The 17,636-nt window shown below is 69.5% G+C and carries 20 protein-coding genes and 1 pseudogene; 15 read left to right on the plus strand and 6 right to left on the minus strand.

Translation table 11 applies throughout. The features are described from left to right. Positions 1 to 136: 136 nt before the first annotated feature. A pseudogene (locus tag AB0B40_RS29810) lies at positions 137 to 572 on the minus strand (hypothetical protein); the annotation flags it as partial. Between the two features lie 128 nt (positions 573 to 700). On the opposite strand from AB0B40_RS29810, the gene AB0B40_RS29815 reads away from it, so the two are divergent. Next, entirely contained in the window at positions 701 to 1,165 is a 465-nt protein-coding gene (locus AB0B40_RS29815; protein WP_345060270.1) for a DUF3592 domain-containing protein, read from the plus strand. Between the two features lie 270 nt (positions 1,166 to 1,435). Here the strand turns inward: AB0B40_RS29815 and AB0B40_RS29820 are convergent, their stop codons facing one another. The 3 genes from AB0B40_RS29820 to AB0B40_RS29830 all read right to left on the minus strand — a co-directional run bounded on the left by AB0B40_RS29820 (position 1,436) and on the right by AB0B40_RS29830 (position 3,821). Further along, positions 1,436 to 1,837, minus strand: coding sequence for a hypothetical protein (locus tag AB0B40_RS29820; protein ID WP_345060272.1), 402 nt, complete (start codon positions 1,835 to 1,837; stop codon positions 1,436 to 1,438). 145 nt (positions 1,838 to 1,982) lie between these two features. After that, positions 1,983 to 2,963, minus strand: coding sequence for a helix-turn-helix domain-containing protein (locus AB0B40_RS29825; RefSeq protein WP_345060274.1), 981 nt, complete (start codon positions 2,961 to 2,963; stop codon positions 1,983 to 1,985). Between the two features lie 147 nt (positions 2,964 to 3,110). Further along, complete coding sequence (locus tag AB0B40_RS29830) at positions 3,111 to 3,821, minus strand: hypothetical protein (RefSeq protein WP_362266576.1); 711 nt, start codon at positions 3,819 to 3,821, stop codon at positions 3,111 to 3,113. 188 nt (positions 3,822 to 4,009) lie between these two features. Between AB0B40_RS29830 and AB0B40_RS29835 the strand changes: the two genes are divergently transcribed. After that, positions 4,010 to 4,291 carry a TnsA-like heteromeric transposase endonuclease subunit gene (locus tag AB0B40_RS29835; RefSeq protein WP_345060278.1) on the plus strand — a complete coding sequence of 94 codons (282 nt, stop codon included), beginning with the start codon at positions 4,010 to 4,012 and terminating at the stop codon, positions 4,289 to 4,291. 321 nt (positions 4,292 to 4,612) lie between these two features. Further along, on the plus strand, positions 4,613 to 5,692 hold the full coding sequence (locus AB0B40_RS29840) for a MerR family transcriptional regulator (RefSeq protein WP_362266578.1): 1,080 nt from the start codon (positions 4,613 to 4,615) through the stop codon (positions 5,690 to 5,692). Between the two features lie 189 nt (positions 5,693 to 5,881). On the opposite strand, the gene AB0B40_RS29845 is transcribed toward AB0B40_RS29840, so the two are convergent. Beyond that, positions 5,882 to 6,364, minus strand: a complete 483-nt coding sequence (locus AB0B40_RS29845; protein WP_345060280.1) for a MarR family transcriptional regulator — start codon at positions 6,362 to 6,364, stop codon at positions 5,882 to 5,884. Positions 6,365 to 6,465: 101 nt separating this feature from the next. Between AB0B40_RS29845 and AB0B40_RS29850 the strand changes: the two genes are divergently transcribed. From AB0B40_RS29850 to AB0B40_RS29890, 9 genes are all read left to right on the plus strand, one after another. Then, the gene (locus tag AB0B40_RS29850; protein WP_345060282.1) at positions 6,466 to 7,599 is read left to right on the plus strand and encodes an epoxide hydrolase family protein; all 1,134 of its coding nucleotides are present in this window, start codon (positions 6,466 to 6,468) and stop codon (positions 7,597 to 7,599) included. Positions 7,600 to 8,275: 676 nt separating this feature from the next. Next, the gene (locus AB0B40_RS29855) at positions 8,276 to 9,694 is read left to right on the plus strand and encodes a cytochrome ubiquinol oxidase subunit I (protein WP_362266581.1); all 1,419 of its coding nucleotides are present in this window, start codon (positions 8,276 to 8,278) and stop codon (positions 9,692 to 9,694) included. A gap of 102 nt (positions 9,695 to 9,796) precedes the next feature. Further along, positions 9,797 to 10,822 (plus strand): cytochrome d ubiquinol oxidase subunit II, encoded by a 1,026-nt coding sequence (locus tag AB0B40_RS29860; RefSeq protein WP_362266584.1) that lies wholly within the window; start codon positions 9,797 to 9,799, stop codon positions 10,820 to 10,822. Between the two features lie 339 nt (positions 10,823 to 11,161). Next, on the plus strand, positions 11,162 to 11,509 hold the full coding sequence (locus tag AB0B40_RS29865; protein ID WP_345058356.1) for a DUF6092 family protein: 348 nt from the start codon (positions 11,162 to 11,164) through the stop codon (positions 11,507 to 11,509). Further along, a complete protein-coding gene (locus AB0B40_RS29870) occupies positions 11,506 to 12,048 on the plus strand; it encodes a nitroreductase family protein (RefSeq protein ID WP_345058358.1) in 543 nt (180 codons plus the stop codon). Before AB0B40_RS29865 ends, AB0B40_RS29870 begins: the two co-directional genes overlap by 4 nt. Before the next feature lie 75 nt (positions 12,049 to 12,123). Then, positions 12,124 to 12,366 carry a hypothetical protein gene (locus tag AB0B40_RS29875; protein WP_362266588.1) on the plus strand — a complete coding sequence of 81 codons (243 nt, stop codon included), beginning with the start codon at positions 12,124 to 12,126 and terminating at the stop codon, positions 12,364 to 12,366. Beyond that, entirely contained in the window at positions 12,366 to 12,743 is a 378-nt protein-coding gene (locus AB0B40_RS29880; protein ID WP_345058362.1) for a toxin Doc, read from the plus strand. Before AB0B40_RS29875 ends, AB0B40_RS29880 begins: the two co-directional genes overlap by 1 nt. Before the next feature lie 178 nt (positions 12,744 to 12,921). After that, the gene (locus AB0B40_RS29885; RefSeq protein ID WP_345058363.1) at positions 12,922 to 13,365 is read left to right on the plus strand and encodes a hypothetical protein; all 444 of its coding nucleotides are present in this window, start codon (positions 12,922 to 12,924) and stop codon (positions 13,363 to 13,365) included. Positions 13,366 to 13,547: 182 nt separating this feature from the next. Continuing rightward, positions 13,548 to 13,808 carry a WYL domain-containing protein gene (locus tag AB0B40_RS29890; RefSeq protein WP_362266599.1) on the plus strand — a complete coding sequence of 87 codons (261 nt, stop codon included), beginning with the start codon at positions 13,548 to 13,550 and terminating at the stop codon, positions 13,806 to 13,808. 38 nt (positions 13,809 to 13,846) lie between these two features. Here AB0B40_RS29890 and AB0B40_RS29895 read toward each other — a convergent pair whose 3' ends face one another. Next, a complete protein-coding gene (locus tag AB0B40_RS29895) occupies positions 13,847 to 14,770 on the minus strand; it encodes an alpha/beta fold hydrolase (RefSeq protein ID WP_345058364.1) in 924 nt (307 codons plus the stop codon). Between the two features lie 171 nt (positions 14,771 to 14,941). On the opposite strand from AB0B40_RS29895, the gene AB0B40_RS29900 reads away from it, so the two are divergent. The 3 genes from AB0B40_RS29900 (at position 14,942) to AB0B40_RS29910 (ending at position 17,337) form a co-directional block, all read left to right on the plus strand. After that, positions 14,942 to 15,532: a TetR/AcrR family transcriptional regulator gene (locus AB0B40_RS29900; RefSeq protein ID WP_362266592.1), complete on the plus strand. Its 591-nt coding sequence runs from the start codon at positions 14,942 to 14,944 to the stop codon at positions 15,530 to 15,532. A gap of 214 nt (positions 15,533 to 15,746) precedes the next feature. Beyond that, entirely contained in the window at positions 15,747 to 16,514 is a 768-nt protein-coding gene (locus AB0B40_RS29905) for an alpha/beta hydrolase (RefSeq protein ID WP_362266595.1), read from the plus strand. Between the two features lie 388 nt (positions 16,515 to 16,902). Beyond that, on the plus strand, positions 16,903 to 17,337 hold the full coding sequence (locus tag AB0B40_RS29910) for an ATP-binding protein (RefSeq protein ID WP_345058369.1): 435 nt from the start codon (positions 16,903 to 16,905) through the stop codon (positions 17,335 to 17,337). Positions 17,338 to 17,636: the final 299 nt, after the last annotated feature.

The raw sequence follows: 17,636 nt of genomic DNA on the forward strand, positions 1-17,636 counted from the left end.
CAAGTTCTCATGGCGGTGGTCGATCGTGCCCACGGCACAGTCCGTGACTGACACCGAGGTTCTGCGCGCGGGCGGAGTGGACGTCGTCCGTGACGGCACCCCGATCCTCGCATCGAGCCGCCACGTCGCTGGGTTCCGACCCGGACGAGCCGTCGAAGCCGCCATGGAGGAGCATCAGTCCGCGGCCGGCTGCGGCTGAGTCCGTGCACCGGGTGGGGAAGTAGACGGAACCGCGGGCGTCGGGTTCGCCTGCACCGCCGATCTAGGACTGACCGCAGTCACGGCAACAGCCGAAGGTCTCGCGCCCGGTGATAGCGGCCACCCACGGAGCGGTGAACGCGCGGGTGAGCCGCTCAGGGTCGGTCTCGCCTTGCCATTCGGCCTGCTCCACGACGCGCTCCAGCCACAACCGGTCGGCCAGCGCTTCTGCCTGCTCCCGCGAAACGGGTCGGTGGTCGCTCCGCGCGCTCGTCTTCGTCGAGGGCGAGGGGCGGCACCTCCCGGGTGGGGCCCATGTCCAGCGGCGACCAAGCCAGAGCACCGTCCCAACCCCGCTCCTGGCGTGCCTCGCCATGCGCAGGCCCGACGAGCGTCGACAACGGTCTTTGCATGGTGAGGCGGGCCATGCGCGACCATGAGACCTACACCTGGGCCACCCTCGCATCTGTTGGCTCTCTGCACTATGAATCGAGTAGATCTCATGTCTCCTTCCCAGGTCCCCTGGCTCTTCGCGTTGATCTTCACGCCTGCGGGGGCTGCCGTCGGTGCCGTCGCGTTCCTCAAGGTTCGACAGGCCCGGCGCCTCCTTCGACAAGGCACGGGGGCGCGGGGTGTGGTGACCCGCCTTGAGCAGACCCGTATCGCACCGGGCTCGGACTCCACGAGCACCAGTCACAGCGTCGGGACCACCGTGTACTACCCGGTCATCGCCTGGAGCACGGCCGACGGCCAGGCCATGGAAACCAGGGCGGGCATAGCTCGCCCCAAGGACAGGACGCTTCCCGTCGGTACCCGCGTCGAGGTCCGCTACGACCCGGCGGATCCGTCGCGCTGGACGCTCCCGGCTGAGGGCAACGGCTTCTGGTGGCTCTTCGTCGCACTCGGCGCGCTGTTCGTCGTGATCGGGCTGGGGTTCTTCCTCGGAGCCCTGTTGAGCAGGCCCTGAAGACGACGGCGAACCCCGCGCGGCCGCCGAACAACTCGACTTCGTGGCCGGCACCTTCGGCCAGCTGACCCCCTATCAGCGGGGCTCGCTCGCCCAGGTTGTCGGGGGGTGGCCGCAGCCGGGCCGTCGGCCGAGCGGCGGTTGTTCCTGGACGCGTTCGCCGAGGACTTCGGTCTCACCGACGACGCGGAGTGACCCGGACCAACGCGGTGCCGATGAACGAGATGAGGGGCGGCCCCCCGTGGCGCCGCCCCTCATGCTCAGCACGGATCAGCAGGCGTCGATGTAGCGGATGCCCGTCCAGTCGCCGTGGGGGTCGCCGTAGGGGGCGCCCGGGGTCGTGTAGACGAGCTGCTTGCTGGCGTTGTACATCCTGGCCTTGGTGCCGGTGGACTGGTTGTTGTACCAGGAACCGCCGGTCCTGGCCGCGATCGGCTGCATGTAGCAGTCCTTGAACGCGAAGACGCGGTCCGAGTAGTTCGCTCCCGCGTAGCCGCAGAAGTAGTACTTCGGACAGGTGTCCGGCGCCACCATGATGCGGGCCCCCGAGCCCTGCTGCCCGGCGGCCGAGGTGGCGGCCTGCGCCGTGCCGGCGGCCATGGTCATGGCGAGGAGGGCGCCCGCCACGAGAGCGGTGCGACGGGTCCGGGTACGGCTGGTTGTGTGCCTCATCGGCTTCTCCCCTTCCAGAGGTTCTTCCGGTGCGCTCCTTATGTGTCACCGCGCTCACCCAGTCTCGAGGCCCGCAGCACGCATCGCCTTAGCGAGATGTGCCAGATCGTTGGCGCCGAGCGCCAGAAACGAGAGACAGCGAGGGTCACGTCCGCGAGGACTTGCGCGTGCTTGGGCGCTGCAGGGCCTGGTGCCGGTAGTCGACAGGCGCAGCACCGTAGGCAGAGCGGAAGGCGCGAGTGAAGTCAGCGGGCCGGAGATAGCCCCATCGGGCGGCAATGGCCCTGATGGGCAGGTGACGCTGCACCGGGTCACCCAGGTCGCGGCGGCAGCGTTCCAGGCGCTGCTCGCGTATCGATGCGCGGACGCTCGCGCCGTGTGCTTGGAAGAGCCGGTGCAGTGAGCGGACGGAGATGTGGTGGGCCGCCGCTATGCCGTCGACGCTGAGCGCGGGGTCGCCGAGATGCTCTTGGATGAACGAGGTGACGCGGGCGTAGAGGGCTCGTTGCCGGCTGTCGGCCGGAACCTCGTCTTCACGCTCCAGATGATGGGCGACGACGGCAGCGGCCAGGTCGAGACCGATCGTGCCGAGCCGAGTCATGTCCGGGGGCGTGTAGTACGCGTGGTTGTCCGTCACCCGGGCCAAGTAGTCGACCAGCAACTGGCCGATCCCCCTGTCGCCAGGCAGTCGGCAGGCGACCAGCTGGTCGACACGGCGAGCACTCAGCGGTAGCAGGGAGAACGGGAACTGCATGAGCATCGCCTTGCCGATGGCGTACGACTCGAACGGCCGGGAACTGCCGAAGATAACGAGTTCTCCGGGCCGGACGAGAGTGCTGCGCCGATTCTGTTCGATGAAGTGAGGGCCGGAGCGGGGCACGACGATATGCAGGCACTCCGGATCGGAGACGCGGATCAACTTCGGTGTCCGGGATGTGGTTATCGAGGAGTAAGCCATCGAGGAAACCCGCACCGGTCCCAGTGACATTTCGTCGAACCAGCCGCTGAACACGTCGCTGTCCACAGCACGAAAGGTTTTCGGCATCACCGCCCGCCGGGCCGCCTCGGTCCAGGCGGCCAGAGCCTCTTGCCCAGTGAAGTCCTTGCTGTCGAAAACCCGTTCCATGACCCTCCTTCTCCGGGTTCGATGAGCGACGTCCACCGGCTTACCAGTCGACGTCCCACATCGGCAGGGCCGAAATCAGGCAAGGTCCCGCGCAAGTCGCTCCCCACGGTGGCGCAGGGACGGCGGCTCGGAGCGCCTCAAGCCGATCTAGCCGTGGAGCCAGATCCGCAGTGGGCCGACAGGCTCGAAGCCGTGGCGCAGGGCGGCCTCAAGGGCATCGCCGTGTTCATAGCCGACTACCGGCAGGGTGGGGCACAGCGAGTGCACCGCATCCAATACGACCGGCCAGGCCGCATCGGGTCCGCCGTCCAGCGCGAAGACGTTGGAGATTCCGACCACCTCGTCGCTACGGCTCGCCACTGCTCCTGCGACCACGCGGCCGTCGTCGGACCGTCCGGCGAGCACGAACGTGGTCGGGTCATCGAGCAGTTCGGGCCGGAAGAGGTCCGCGTCGCCCTCCCCGTCGTCCCAGGCCAGTGCCCAAGTGCGCAGCGTGTCCGGGTTGTCCGCCACGTCCCAGACGAGATCCGACGCGGTTGCGGGGGGACTCGCCGGGCGGTGGATCCACTTAGCTTCGAACAGGACGTGGAAGCCGGCGTCCGTCAGGTCGAGGTCGGCGAAGCTGTCCTTCACGGAGGCACCAGGCGCGGCGGTGTCGATCCGGGCGCCCAGCACGGCGGGGTCGACACCCGGCGCGAGCGTCACCGCATCGGGGTAGTACAGAGGTGTGCGGGCCGGGGCGGCCCAGGCCTGCAGCCCGAACTCGCTCATCAGACCGTGCGACCGGCACATCGCTGCGCACCACTCGGCGTCGCTGCGGGCAGCGGCCCGGACTATCAGTTGATTCGGCGTCGTCACGAACGCGATCATGGATCGCCCCGGGCTCGCTGGTCAAAGGCTTTTCCGCTGTCGGCGGGAGGGCCACCTCGTCCAAAGTCCCGTGGCCGGTGGGCCCGTAGACCGGTAGGCCTGTAGACCGGTAGGCCCGTAGGCCGGTTCCGGGGGAACCATGTGATCGTCGGGCCCTGTGATCGTCGAGCCACCATGTGACCCAGCCGTTTCGGCTGTCGTGGACCGGCCCGGATGGGAAGCGGGTGCGGCACACGCCGGACTTCTTCGTACGCCGCCCCGATGGCACGGGCTTGGTGGTGGACGTGCGTCCGGACGAGCGGATCGAGCCGGATGACGCGGCGACGTTCACCGTGACGGCGGCGGCCTGCCGGTCGGTGGGCCGGGACTTCGTGCGGGTGGGAACGCCGGATGAGGTGCTGACGGCGAACGTGCGGTGGCTGGCTGTCCACCGGCACCCGCGGGTGCACCGCCCGTAGGTCTCCGCGCGTTTGCTGGAGGCGTTCGCCGACGTTCTCGCTGAATTCCACCGCCGCTTCCCGTTGCAGACGCCCCTGCGAGGCGCCAGTCGCACATGGCTCAGCACGACCATCACCGCCACAGCAACGCAGATCGAAGCCCTCTTGGACCCGCCCCATAACCCCAACGACGGACCAGCGTCCTCAGCTGGTCACGCAGCCTCCGACCGAGTGGGAGAACATCAGACGGGGCCAACTGGAGCTCTTTGTTGACCTTCACCTTGGGGGAGCCCACAGCATCGGTGGGGCCGGGCGACGTGCCTGGCATGAGGAGGAACGAGCATGGAGTTGCTGACCATCGGGACGTTCGCGAAGGCGTCCCGGCTGTCGCCGAAGGCGCTGCGTCTTTACGACGAGCTCGGCCTGCTGACTCCCGCTCGCGTCGACCCGGTGACCGGCTACCGCCTCTACGCACCGGAGCAACTGGATCAGGCCCGGCTGGTTGCCTGGCTCCGACGGCTGGGGATGCCTCTCGCCCGCATCCAACAGGTCTGCACGCTGGAGGCAGGTCCGGCAGCCGAAGAGATCCGCGCGTTCTGGGCCCAGGTCGAAGCCGACACCGCCGCACGGCGGGACTTGGCCACCTTCCTCATCGAGCACCTCTCCTGGAAGGACCCTGCCATGTCCCCGACCGCCAAGCCGCTGGGCATCCGTTACGCCGCCCTTTCCGACACCGGCCTTGTCCGCGAGAGCAACCAGGACACCGCCTACGCAGGGTCCCGCCTGCTCGCCGTCGCCGACGGCTTCGGCAGCGGAGGTGCCCCCGCAAGCGCCGCCGCCGTCGACGCGCTCAAGAGCCTCGAAACCGACAGCATCCCGGCGGGCAACCTCCTCAACGTCCTCGAAGACGCAATCGACCGGGCCAAGCAGGCCGTGCACGGCATCTCCGGACTCGGCCCTTCCTCCGAGAACGCCGGCACCACACTCACCGCGATGCTCTGGACCGGCTCGCAGCTGGCCCTGGTCCACATCGGCGACTCCCGCGTCTACCTCCTGCGAGACGGAGAGCTGTTCCAGATCACTCACGACCACACCATGGTGCAGTCAATGGTCGACGAAGGGCGCCTCAGCCCCGAAGAAGCCGCTTCCCACCCTCAGCGGTCCCTGCTGATACGTGCCCTGGGCCAAGGAGCCGACTCCACACCCGACATGCGCCTGCACGACGCCCAGCGCGGAGACCGCTACCTGCTCTGCTCGGACGGCCTGTCCACCGTCGTGCCGGCCGAAGGAATCCTCCGAGTGCTCTCCGACATCAGTGAGCCCGAGCAGGCGGTCCGCGAACTCATCGCCCTCGCCAACGGCTCTGGCGGCCCCGACAACGTCAGCTGCGTGGTCGCCGACGTCATGGAGCTCCAGCAGTAGGAGCGAGTGGCATGCACTTCGAGTCGCACCAGGTCCGCTCCCACGAACTCATCCGCGAGGCGGACGAACACCGACTCGCCCAGCAAGCCAGGAAAGCCAGATCGGCCCCTCGAACCATGCCGTCCAATACACAGAGCCCGCCTTCACGGCGCCTGCCGGCTCGGCTGCGGAAGGGCACGGATGGCTTGGCTACTGCGGATCGCGCGTGCGCGGGTGCGGGTGCGGGGGGCGGTGGTGCTCGGTCAGGAGGGTGAGGAGGTGGGTGAGTTCGTCCTGCTGGCCGGGGGTGAGGGGGACGAGGAGTTCACGCTGGGCGTCGGCGATGAGCATGTCGAGGCGCTCGAGGCGGCGGCCACCGGCGCGGGTGAGGGTGATGACGTTGCGGCGGCGGTCGGCGGGGTCGGGCTCGCGGCGGATGTATTCGGCGTCGGCAAGCTCATTGAGCACGGCGACCATGTCACTGCGGTAGATGCCGGTGCGGCGGCTGAGTTCGGCCTGGCTGGCGGCGCCGCCCTCGGCGAGCGCGACCAGTACGGCGAAGTGCCACTTGTGTGCGTCCTCGGCGGCCAGGCGCTCACTGACGAGCCGGTCGGCGACGACCGCGGCCCCGGCGAGCAGGCGGCTGGGGATGGCGCGCAGCCGTGCCGGGGTGGGCTCGGGGCTCGGGCTCATAGGGGGTTCCTCCACCTCTTGCGTTAGTTTCACTAACAGTCTACCTTCGTTAGTGCCACGAACGTTTGGGTTCCGAACGAATCTTCCCTGGAGTGAAGACCGTGATCAAGCCGTTCCGCATCGACGTCCCCCAGGCCGACCTCGACGACCTGACCGACCGCCTCTCCCGCACCCGTTGGCCCAACGAGGTCGCCGACGCCGGGTGGGACTACGGCTTCCCGCTCGCGCGGCTGAAGGAGCTTGCCGAGTACTGGCGCACCACATACGACTGGCGTACGCACGAGGCCGAGCTCAACGAGCTTCCGCACTTCACCACCGAGATCGACGGCCAGAACATCCACTTCGTCCACGTCCGGTCCGCGAAACCGGACGCGCTCGCGCTGATCCTCTCCCACGGCTGGCCCGGTTCGTTCCTGGAGTTCCTCGACGTGATCGAGCCGCTGTCGCGCGACTTCCACCTGGTGATTCCGTCCATCCCGGGTTACGGCTTCTCGGGGCCGACCCACCAGCGCGGCTGGGACGTCGTCCACGTCGCGCGGGCCTGGGCGGAACTGATGCGCCGTCTCGGCTACGAACGCTACGGCGCACAGGGCGGCGACTTCGGCGCGGGCATCTCCATGGCGCTCGGCGCGGTGGCCCCCGAACAGGTCGTCGGGGTCCACGTCAATTACCTGCCGACCCGGCCGGACCCGGATGCCGGCGTCGAACTGTCCGAATCGGACGAGGCCCGACTGGACAAGGTCCGCCAGTTGATGGCGCATCGTCCGCCGTACCAGGCCCTGCAGGCCACCACCCCGCAGACCATCGGCTACGCGCTGACCGACTCCCCGGTCGGCCAACTGGCCTGGATCGCCGAGCGGTTCGCACAGTGGACCGACCCTCGCTCGACGATCAGCGACGAGCGGATGCTCACCGACATCTCGCTGTACTGGCTGACCGCCACCGCCGCCTCGTCGGCGCGGATACACCGCGACGCGCCGCGGCGGACCGAGCCGTGCCCGGTGCCGATGGGCGTGGCGGTGTTCGCACACGACATCACGCAGTCGGTGCGACCGCTGGCCGAGCGGCTTTACGACATCAGGCACTGGTCGGAGTTCGAGCGCGGCGGCCACTTCGCCGCGATGGAGGTGCCGGAGCTGCTCGCCGAGGACGTCCGGGACTTCTTCCTCACCCGTCTCAAGCACGACCGGCAGGCCGCCGGCGCCGAGGTGGACGGTCATCCCGTAGAGGGGTGACCGCCGTCGGCTTGTCCTGCCGCCTTTCTGGGAGTGCAGGATCCCCAAACTCCTGCGGGCGCAGTCGCCATCGCGGTGAAGTGCCGGGTTCATGGCGCGGACCCGCCCGGCGAGCAGCGCACAGCCTGCCGTCCGCGCCGGCGGACCGGGCCGCCCGTGGAGCGGGGGTCACGACATGATCGTCCTCGTGATCATCTTCATGATCGTTCTCGCCATGCCTGGCCCCGACCTGTGCTCCGCACTGGCGGCCACGGGCGGACTGTCCGCCGCGATCCTGAAGGCCGGCGACGTCGTACGCCGTCCTGGCGGGACCCGGGCCGACCGCCCCCGACGCGGGCGTCGACATCCTTCTCGGGTCGGCCCGTCCGCGGACGGGGCGGGCCTGGACCCCACCGGCCGGACGTCGATGGCATACCCGGTGCCGCTGCCGTTCCGGGTGGTGCTGTGGCCGGCCTTTCCACAGCACCACCTACCAGTTCGCGCGTCGGGCCGTGTACCCGACGACGTCCTCCGCGAGCCGGTCGGCAGCCGCCGTCCTCGCCGTCCTGCTGATGTGGGCGTGACATGTGACGACAACCCCCGAAGGTCATAATGAATGGGAGGAATTGCTGTCTAATGTGGTGATTAGATGACCTTCCGGTCGATTCACCGTAGAGGGCAGGGGTACGGACACTTCGTGTATGACATCGCTGTTGCCTCCGCCCCCTGGCCCGTGCTGATCCTCGCGAGGGCCGCGACGGAGGGCGATCTGTCGGCCGCACGGGCGCAGATGGGGTTCTCCCTGGCCTGGCACATCATCGTCGCGTGCCTCGGGGTCGGACTGCCCGCGCTCACCCTGCTGGCGGAATGGCTCGGTATCCGCCGGGACGATCCGGCGCTGAAGCTGCTGGCCCGGCGCTGGGCCCGCGCCATGGGGGTGCTGTTCGCGGTGGGCGCCGTGTCCGGCACCATCCTCAGCTTCGAGATGGGCCTGCTGTGGCCCGGTCTGATGGGTCGGTTCGGTCAGGTCATCGGGCTGCCCTTCGCGTTGGAGGGCATCGCGTTCTTCATCGAGGCGATCTTCCTCGGTATCTATCTGTACGCCTGGGACCGGCTGCCGCCGCGCAGACACCTGCTCAGCGGGATCCCCATCGTGATCGCCGGCACCGCCTCGGCGTTCTTCGTGGTCTGCGCGAACGCCTGGATGAACCAGCCCCGCGGGTTCACCCTGCGCGACGGCAAGGTGGTGGAGGTGGACCCCTGGGCGGCGATGCTCAATCCGGCGAGCCCGCCCCAGACAGTGCACATGATCCTCGCCGCGTTCATGGTGGCGTCGTTCCTGACGGCCGCCGTCTACGCGGTCGCCCTGCTCCGGGGGCGCCGGGACGTGTATCACAAGGCCGGGTTCGCTCTCCCGTTCACCGTCGGGGCGGTGGTGGCCCCCTTCCAGATCGTGGTGGGTGACTGGGCCGCCCGTTTCCTGTCCGAGTACCAGCCGACCAAGCTGGCCGCGATGGAGGGCGTGTACCGTACCGGCTCCCACATTCCCCTCACCCTCGGCGGGATCGCCGTGGACGAGCGGCTGAAGTACGGGCTGGAGATTCCCAGCGGGCTGTCCCTGCTCATCGGATACCGGGCCGACACGGTGGTCCAGGGACTGGACCAGGTGCCGCGGAACCACTGGCCCGCGGTCACCGGTGTGCACTGGGCGTTCGACCTGATGGTCGCCATCGGGTTCTTCCTGCTGGCGCTCGGTCTGTGGCTTCTGCTGGCGTGGTGGCGCACCCGGCGTTCGGGCGGCGAACTGCTCGACCGGCGCGGCAGCCGGCTGCTGCTGGCCCTGGTCGCGCTCTCCGGCCCGGCGTCCGTGGTGGCGCTGGAAAGCGGCTGGACCGTCACCGAGCTGGGTCGGCAGCCGTGGATCGTGTGGGGGGTGATGAGCGTGCGGGACGCCGTCAACCCGGCGCCCGGGCTGATGGCGGGCCTGTGGCTGGTGCTGGTGGTGTACGCCGCCATGACCGTCGCGACGGTGTACGTCCTACGGCGCCTTGCCCGCGGCACGCCCGTACCGGTCGCTCCACAGGAGGCGGACGTGCGGAACTACCCCGTCGTGTGACCAGGGCCGCCCCGTCGTGTGACGAGGGCCGAGGCCATGCCCGGCCCCACCGCCCGCCGCCCGCCGCCCGCCGCCCCGAAGTGCCGCCCCGTTGGAGGTCACGTGCTCGCCGACACCGCCCTCGCCGTCATGTGGGTCGGGCTGACCTGTTACGCCCTGTTCGGCGGCGCCGACTTCGGCGCCGGTGTGTGGGACCTGCTCGCCGGGGGCTCCGCCCGTGGCCGTGAGCAGCGCCGGCTCATCGAGCACAGCATCGGGCCGATCTGGGAGGCGAACCACGTCTGGCTCATCTTCGTGGTGGTCCTGCTGTGGTCCGGTTTCTCCCCTGTCTTCGCGGCAGTGATGTCCACCCTCTACCTGCCGCTGACCCTGGCGGCCCTGGGCATCATCGCGCGGGGTGCCGCCTTCGCCTTCCGCAAGGCCAGCACCGAGCTGTGGCAGCAGCGGCTGTTCGGCGCGTGCTTCGCGGTCTCCTCGCTGGTCACGCCCTTCTTCATGGGCGCCGTCGCGGGTGGGGTCGCCTCGGGACGGGTGCCGCCCGGACTCGCGGCAGGAAACGTGATCACCAGTTGGCTCAACCCCACCTCCGTACTCGGCGGCGTACTGGCCGTCCTCACCTGTGCCCACCTCGCGGCCGTCTACCTCTGCGCCGACGCGGACCGTGCGGGCGAGGCCGCACTGGCCCGGACGTTCGTGCGGCGGGCCATGGTCAGCGGGCTCGCCAGCGGTGCCGTCGCTCTGGCGGGGACCGCGGTGCTGCGCGCCGACGCCCCGGAGCTGTTCCACGGGCTGACCCATCGCGCACTGCCGCTCGTGGTGGTCAGCGCGGTCGGCGGTGTCATCGGGCTGTGGCTGCTGGTGAAGGGGCGCTACGTGGCGGCCCGGGCGGCGGCCGCACTCGCCGTCGCGGCGATCCTGTGGGCCTGGGGCGCTGCCCAGTACCCGGCCATGCTGGTCGGCACCCTCACCGTGGACCAGGCCGCCTCCCGACCTGCCGTTCTGTCCGCATGCCTGATCGCCCTGGCCTGCGGTGCCGTCCTGCTCGTCCCCGGGCTCTGGCTGCTGTACGGCACCTTCCAGCGGGCGGGCACCCCCGAACCGCCGGTCACCAAGGTGTCCGACTCCTAGGGCCTGTCTGACAGTTCCCGTCTGCCTCGCGACGCCATGCACGCACTCTCGCCGCACCGGCCAGCCGGCGCCCGAGGCTTCGCCGTCAGCCCGCACAGTCTCCGCCGGCCACGACAGCACTCCTCCAGTGCCACAGGGAGACGCCGTGACATGGTGTGTCCGCTTTCCGGCCGGTTGCTGACGACACCGTTCCGAACCCTGCATGCACCACCGCTGAACCTGCGGTGACCTCCGGTGACCTCCGGTGACCAAAAAGCGTGATCATGTCGCAACCGACGCCACTGGGCTCATCGCGCACCCGAGAGGCGGTGCCGGTGCCCCGGTGGAATCCTGAGGACCATGACCGCGCCGCCTCCGGAGTCACCCGTGCCGACGGCCTTCGTGCTCGCCGAGGAGGACGCGGTCGAACTCCTCGCCTACCTGGTGACGGCCGCACGGACGCAGCTGGACGAGGCCGCGGAGTACGCACCGATGCGGCTGCTCACCGCGGCGGGCCGGCTGGCGGAGATGATCGGGCCGCAGGCGGGCGCCGGGCTGCGGCCGCTGCTGGAGGACATCCGGAAGCAGGTCGGCGAGACGACCGTCCAGGCCGGCGACCCGAACGGCTACGCCCAGCGGGTGGATGTCCTGTGCCGGGCGCTGGCCACCCACCTGGTCACCCGCCTGAAACTGGACGGCCCCCCGTGAACGGCGGCGCGGACGATGCCGTCCTCCGGGCGATCCGCACTCGCCGAGTGGTCCGCGCCCTGACCTCGGCCCCGGTCACGCGGGCGGACTTGGAGACCGTACTCGACAGCGCCCGCTACGCGCCGCACGCCGGAAACCGCCGCCTGCACCGGTACGTCGCCGTCACCCGGCCCGCGCTCCTGCGCGCGCTGCGCATGGTCTCGCCGGGAATGCTGCAGCAGCCCACGGCAGCGGTCGTGGTCTGCATCGACTGGGCGCAGGTCAGAGGCTACGGCTTCGCCACGACCAACCCGGGCCCCTACATCGACGTGGGCACCGCCGCCGCCACCATGCTGCTTGCCGCGCACGGCATCGGCTTGGCGTCCGGACCGGTCACCTCGTTCAGCGGGGCGGCCGTCGCCACCCTGCTCGGTCTCCCCGACCCGGTCCGCCCCGAGCTGATCGTCTGCCTCGGTCACCCCGCTGCCGAGCAGCCACCGCCCATGCGCCGCCGGCACGGAACCGGCTGGGCAGACATCGTCCAGTGGGACCGTGGCTGATCCGGGAGAATCGGAGCGGGACCTGAGGAATGCGCGGCCTGGCGGGCTAGGCACCAACTAGGTACCATCGGCCTCATGCCCTCACTGAACGTGTCCTTCTCCGACGAGGAAATGGAAGGCGTCCGTGCCGCCGCAGCAGCGGAAGGCAAGAGTCTGAAGCAGTACCTGCACGATCTGGGTGTACGCGAGATGCACCGCAAGCGGTTCGTCGCCGGCTCCACCGCCTGGGCCGACAGGCTGCGCGGCGAGTTCGACACGGCGTTCCCCGAGGAGGTCCCACCCTCCCGGCGTCGCGACGACGGGGCTGCTGCCGCCTGATGGTTCTGCACATCGACGTCTCCTGGCTGCTCGACGTCCAGGAGGCCGCCCTCGGGTACGAAGACGTGACAGTGACCGACTACTCGGCTCTGGTGGCGGCGGTCGCCCGGCACAAGACCAAGCTGCCGACGCTTGAGACGTCCGATCCAGACGCCGCCTGGCGCGCGGCTGCGCTTCTGCACACGATCGCGCGCCTCGAGCCGCTTCCGCACCGCAACAGCCTTTTCGCCGCTTTCATTGCCGCTCAGTACATGGATCAGTCAGATGAAGGTATCGATCCTCCGTACGGCGCTCTGTCTGATCTCGTCAGAAAGGTTCGGGACGCCCGTCTGAGCGTCTACGCCGTCGCCGACGCGCTGCGTTCCTGGAGGGTCTGAGCCTCTGTCGGCCGTCCCCTGTCGAGGGGGCGCGGACAGGGGGACAGCAAGCCATCGAGCGCGTCGGGCAGGCGCGGCGAGCCGCGGCGGGGTGAGGCCTCGACTCCGGAGAGCAACTCAGCGCGCTGAACCACGACCCAGGGCGTAACCAGGGTCGTGGCACGGAGTTGGAAGGATCATGAATATGAAGCGTCTGTGCGGCGCCACCATCGTCGTGGCAACCGCCATGGCCCTGCTTGCCTCCTTCGCCGCGGCTCAGGCCGCGCCGTCCGTCCGTGCCCCCGCGGACGTCCGGTTCCAGTACGACCCGCCCGAGATCAGTGAAGCCGGCGACCACGTCACCTGGCACTGGACGGTCGTCAACAGCGGCATCGGGGCCGCCCACAAGGTCGTCCTGACCCACACCGTCACCCCGCAGGTCCCGATCACCCACGTCACCGGACCGTGCACCACCGATGAGGCCAGGGCCGTCGTCAGGTGCACCTGGGAGCAGTTGGGCGCGGGTCAGAGGACGGACGGCACCATCGACGCGGACCTGCCCGAAGGCCTGAGCGGTTCCGTGCGCATCAAGGGCCGGGTCGTCTTCCAGGAGTCGCCGTCCGGCACCTCGGCCGCCGAGTAGCCGTAGCCACTACGCGCGGGCCGTGCCCCCGGCCGCAGCACGCTGGCCGCGGTCCACCATAGTGTGCCGGCGCGCCGGAGGCCCGCTGTCCCGTGCGGAATTGCGACTGCGAAGCCGAATTGGCCTCTCGAAGCCGCCGCTCCCGTGGCCGCGGGTGCCGACCGGCGGGCGGCCCCTACGGCGTGGTCTTCCACACCGGCCGTTGGTACGTCGTCGGCCACGACCACCTCCGCGACAGTCTGCGGACCTTCCGCATCGACCGCGTCGCCTCCGTCACCCCTCGGACCCACCGCTTCACCGCCCCCGACGGCTTCGACCCCGTCGTCCACGTGACCTCGGCCCTGGCCGGACCCGACCCACCGGCGTCCTCATGCGCACACGGGCGGAGCGGCTGGACGGCATGGCCCGCCAACTCGCGTCCCTGGAATGACCCTTCACCATAGTGACCGAACCGGGGCAGGCGGCGCCACGTGGGGCTCGCTTATTTGCTCCGCAGCCTGCCCAGCGGGCTGGGGTCTTCCTCCAGCGCGGCGGCCGCCACCTTCCATGCCGTGTCACCGGGGTTGAGGGCGCTGCGCAGGAAAGCCGACGTGAGCCGCTGGATCAGCGCCACGCGCGCGGGACTCTCGTCCGTCGTCGCCGCGACCTCGTAGCCGGAGATGCCGCCGAGCGAATGTTCCGCCTCGGCCAGGGTGAGCAGACTCTTGTCTCCAGGGCTGTAGATGAAGGGGTCGATGAACCAGTCCGGTCCGCGAGTGGACAGGAAGGACTGGTCGTTGTCCCCGGCGACGATGAGGGCGGGCGTGGTCATCTTGTCGAAGGACGGCTTCATGAAGGGGAAGTTCTCCTCGGCGAAGGGGGTCAGAGAGTCACCCAGGCCGGTCAGGGCGAGCAGGACACCCGCCTTGACGCGAGGGTCGGACATGTCCTCGCCGGGAACGCCGTCGGAGTCGAGGACGCGCGCGCCCAGCAGCGTGCTCGCCGTCTGGGCGCCATAGGAATGGCCGGCCACAGCGATGCGGCTGCGGTCGAGGCGCCCGCTGAGGCCCGGCACGGAAGCTTCCAGAACGTCGAGGCTGTCGAGCACGCGCGTGAGGTCCTCCACGCGGATGCGCCAGATCCGTGGCGTACGTGGGTCGTCGGCGGGCAGGCCGAGCGTCTTGGAGTCGAGGTGGGTGGGCTGCACGACCACGAAGCCCTGAGCGGCCCAGAAGTCCGCCAGTGGGGCGTAGTCGTTCATGGAGAGGCTGAATCCGTGCGAGAACACGATGACGGGCAGATCGCCGCCGGTCGCGGGGGCGGATATGCGGACCTGGAGGTCCTCACCGCGGCCCGGGGCGGACAGGACGACCGGCCTCACGGATATCACCGTGGCGGGCGCGTTCGCAGTGGTCGAGTCGGACATGGAAAGTGCCTTCCGTTCAGTGTCGTCGTGCTTCTGGTTCGGTGGGCGGGCCCGGTGGGCGGTGGCGCCATGGACCGGGCCGCTCTGCCATCATGGGCGAAACGGAACCTTGCTCCGCTCACAATACGGAGCAGTGTTCCGGTTTGCAATATCCACAGTAGGAGCATCGCGGTGAACGAAAGCGACAAGAACAAGACGAGTGCGGCGGAACCCAGACGCAAGGACGCCCGGCGCAACCGGCAGACGCTGCTGGACGCGGCCGCCGCGGTCTTCGTCACCTCGGGCGTGGAAGCGCCGGTACGGGACATCGCGGCCAGGGCGGGCGTCGGGATGGGCACGATCTACCGCCACTTCCCCACCCGGGCGGACCTCATCGTCGCCGTCTACCACCACCAGATCGAGGCCTGCGCCGAGGCCGGTCCAGCCCTGCTGGCCGCCAGCGCGTCCCCTCACGCCGCTCTGCGGGAATGGATCAACCTCTTCGTCGACTTCCTCGTCACCAAACACGGACTCGCCGCCGCGCTGCGCTCCGACAACGCCGGCTTCGAGACGCTGCACGCCCGCTTCCTCGACCGGCTGCTGCCCGTGTGCGCCCAGCTGCTCGAGGCCTCGGCCGCAGCCGGCGAGATCCGCCCCGGCATGGATGCCCTCGAACTCCTGCACGGCGTCGGGAACCTCTGCATAGGCATGGAGAGCAATCCCCACTACGACGCACGCCGACTGGTCGAACTCCTCATCGCGGGACTGCGCCTGCCGCACTAGGGTCTGTCCGGAGTCGTGATGACGTGGCGGGAAAAGGGTTGAGGGGTGATCATCGGGCTGTTAGCTTTCACTCGACCGTGAAGCCGCCCGAGGAGGTGAGACCCATGAACGCTGTATCCATGTGGGTGCTCCCCCTCGCGTCACGGTTGGGCGATTGACGTAGGTGTCGCCAGGAGCGCCTCGACAGCAAGGCACTCCCGAAAGGCAACATCCCATGCAGTTCCTGCAGTTCACCGCCGAGTCTTCGTCGAACGGCATACGTGAGCGCGACTTCACCGTGGGCGGTGTCCCCGGTGTCCTCTGGTCGCCGGCCGCCGACGCGGCCGACCGCGCGCCCCTGGTCCTGATGGCCCACGGTGGCGGCAACCACAAGAAGCACCCGGCGATGTCCGGCCGCGCACGGCTCCTCGTGGCCGGCTGCGGCTTCCACGTCGCCGTCCTCGACGCGCCCGGTCACGGCGACCGGCCGCGCACGGCGCACGACGAGTCGGAGATCGCCGCCCTGTTCGCGGCACGGGCGGCGGGCGAGCCGGAAGGCCCGATCGTCGTGCGCTACAACGACCACCTGGCGGAGCTGGCCGTGCCCGAGTACCGAGCGCTGCTGGACGCCCTCCAGGAGCTCCCGGAGATCGGCGCCGACGGGCCGGTCGGCTTCTGGGGCATCAACATGGGCACCGCGATCGGCATCCCGTTCGTGGCGGTCGAGCCCAGGATCTCCGCCGCGGTCTTCGGCCAGCACTGGCCCGATGTCCTGGCCGAGAAAGCGAAGCAGATCACCATCCCGATCGAGTTCGACCTGCAGTGGGACGACGAGCACATCTCGCGCGAGGAGGGTCTCGCGCTGTTCGACGCCTTCGCCTCGAAGGAGAAGTCGTTGCACGTGAACTCGGGCAGGCACAAGGAGCTGCCCCGGTTCGAGGCGGACAGCGCGGTCCGGTTCTTCGCCCGGCACTTCGGCCGGGCGGTCACCTCGCTGGTCTGACCTGAGCGGTTACGGCGTCCGGCTTGCCGGCCGGGCGCCGCGACCGCGGCCCCCGGGTGAGGCTGCGCATCCAGATGACGGATCCGCGTAGCCGGAGTTCCGCCGTGTGGCTCGCGGGCGTCTTGTCGTGGCGCGGTGGCCAGACCCCGCCATGCCCGGATCCTGTTGGTGCAGCGCTCCACCGTGTCCAGCTCCTCGTACTGCTCAGCGTCATGCGCCACCGTCCGCACGTTCGTATCGCACGCGGGCGCGCGGGGCGGGTGCGCCGGGGCCGACCGGGCACGGACGGCCGCCGGTTTCGTCGTGGTGTGCGCACTTGCGCCCGTTGGAACTGCCTTTTCCGGGCAGACGGAACACGCACTCATGTGGCTCGGCTCAAGGAGAGACAGTGGCGAAGGACTCATCGCTGAGGGCTGTGGGATGGGCACGCTCGCTGCCCGTGAGCAGTGGGGTGAAGGCGGCCAGAGACTGGACGCGTGCGCACCTGGCGACGCTGGGCTGGACGCGCACAGCACCGGATCTGGTGGACTCGGTCGTGCTGGCCGTGTCCGAACTGGTCACCAACGCCCACATCCACGCCCGCAGTACGGCACAACTGCTCCTGACCTGGGACCAGGAATGCCTGCACGTGACCGTGCACGACGACTCACCCCGGTTGCCCGAACAGCGGTACCCGGGCGCCGGAACTCCAGGAGGGCGCGGGCTGCAGCTGGTTGCCGCTCTTGCCGATGACTGGCAGGCCTACCGGTGTCCCCGCGGCAAGGACGTGACTGCCTGCTTTCAGTCTCCTACGGCAGGACGACAGGGCAACGGCTGCGGTTGAATCCGGGAACGGGGTCGGGAACGTAAGCGGGACCGGGTAGGGGGGCGGGATGTGCGCGGGTTCCTTTCACCCACGCCCGTCCCGCCGCGCCCGTCCTCAATTCTTCGCCCTTTTTCCTTTTCCCCCTTTGCCCCTTTGCCTTTGAGAGACCTTCGCCCGGTCCGTTGAGGTCCGGTCGCTTGCCCGTCGAGGCATGCGGATCCCGTCCGCGTATCACTGGTAGGGCCCCGCCGTCATGACGGCGGCAGGACCCGGTGGCCGGGCATCACGACGGAACCGGCAGCGTCACCATCCCCGAC

The sequence above is a fragment of the Streptomyces sp. NPDC042638 genome (genome assembly GCF_040647235.1).
Lineage (GTDB): Bacteria > Actinomycetota > Actinomycetes > Streptomycetales > Streptomycetaceae > Streptomyces > Streptomyces rameus.

Bases quoted from the DNA above. Each gene is read 5' to 3' on its own strand.
- AB0B40_RS29820 (WP_345060272.1), bottom strand. From the start codon at position 1,837: ATGAGGCACACAACCAGCCGTACCCGGACCCGTCGCACCGCTCTCGTG.
- AB0B40_RS29865 (WP_345058356.1), top strand. From the start codon at position 11,162: ATGACCGCGCCGCCTCCGGAGTCACCCGTGCCGACGGCCTTCGTGCTC.
- AB0B40_RS29905 (WP_362266595.1), top strand. From the start codon at position 15,747: ATGCAGTTCCTGCAGTTCACCGCCGAGTCTTCGTCGAACGGCATACGT.
- AB0B40_RS29885 (WP_345058363.1), top strand. From the start codon at position 12,922: ATGAATATGAAGCGTCTGTGCGGCGCCACCATCGTCGTGGCAACCGCC.
- AB0B40_RS29880 (WP_345058362.1), top strand. From the start codon at position 12,366: ATGGTTCTGCACATCGACGTCTCCTGGCTGCTCGACGTCCAGGAGGCC.
- AB0B40_RS29845 (WP_345060280.1), bottom strand. From the start codon at position 6,364: ATGAGCCCGAGCCCCGAGCCCACCCCGGCACGGCTGCGCGCCATCCCC.
- AB0B40_RS29840 (WP_362266578.1), top strand. From the start codon at position 4,613: ATGGAGTTGCTGACCATCGGGACGTTCGCGAAGGCGTCCCGGCTGTCG.
- AB0B40_RS29815 (WP_345060270.1), top strand. From the start codon at position 701: ATGTCTCCTTCCCAGGTCCCCTGGCTCTTCGCGTTGATCTTCACGCCT.
- AB0B40_RS29895 (WP_345058364.1), bottom strand. From the start codon at position 14,770: ATGTCCGACTCGACCACTGCGAACGCGCCCGCCACGGTGATATCCGTG.
- AB0B40_RS29825 (WP_345060274.1), bottom strand. From the start codon at position 2,963: ATGGAACGGGTTTTCGACAGCAAGGACTTCACTGGGCAAGAGGCTCTG.
- AB0B40_RS29875 (WP_362266588.1), top strand. From the start codon at position 12,124: ATGCCCTCACTGAACGTGTCCTTCTCCGACGAGGAAATGGAAGGCGTC.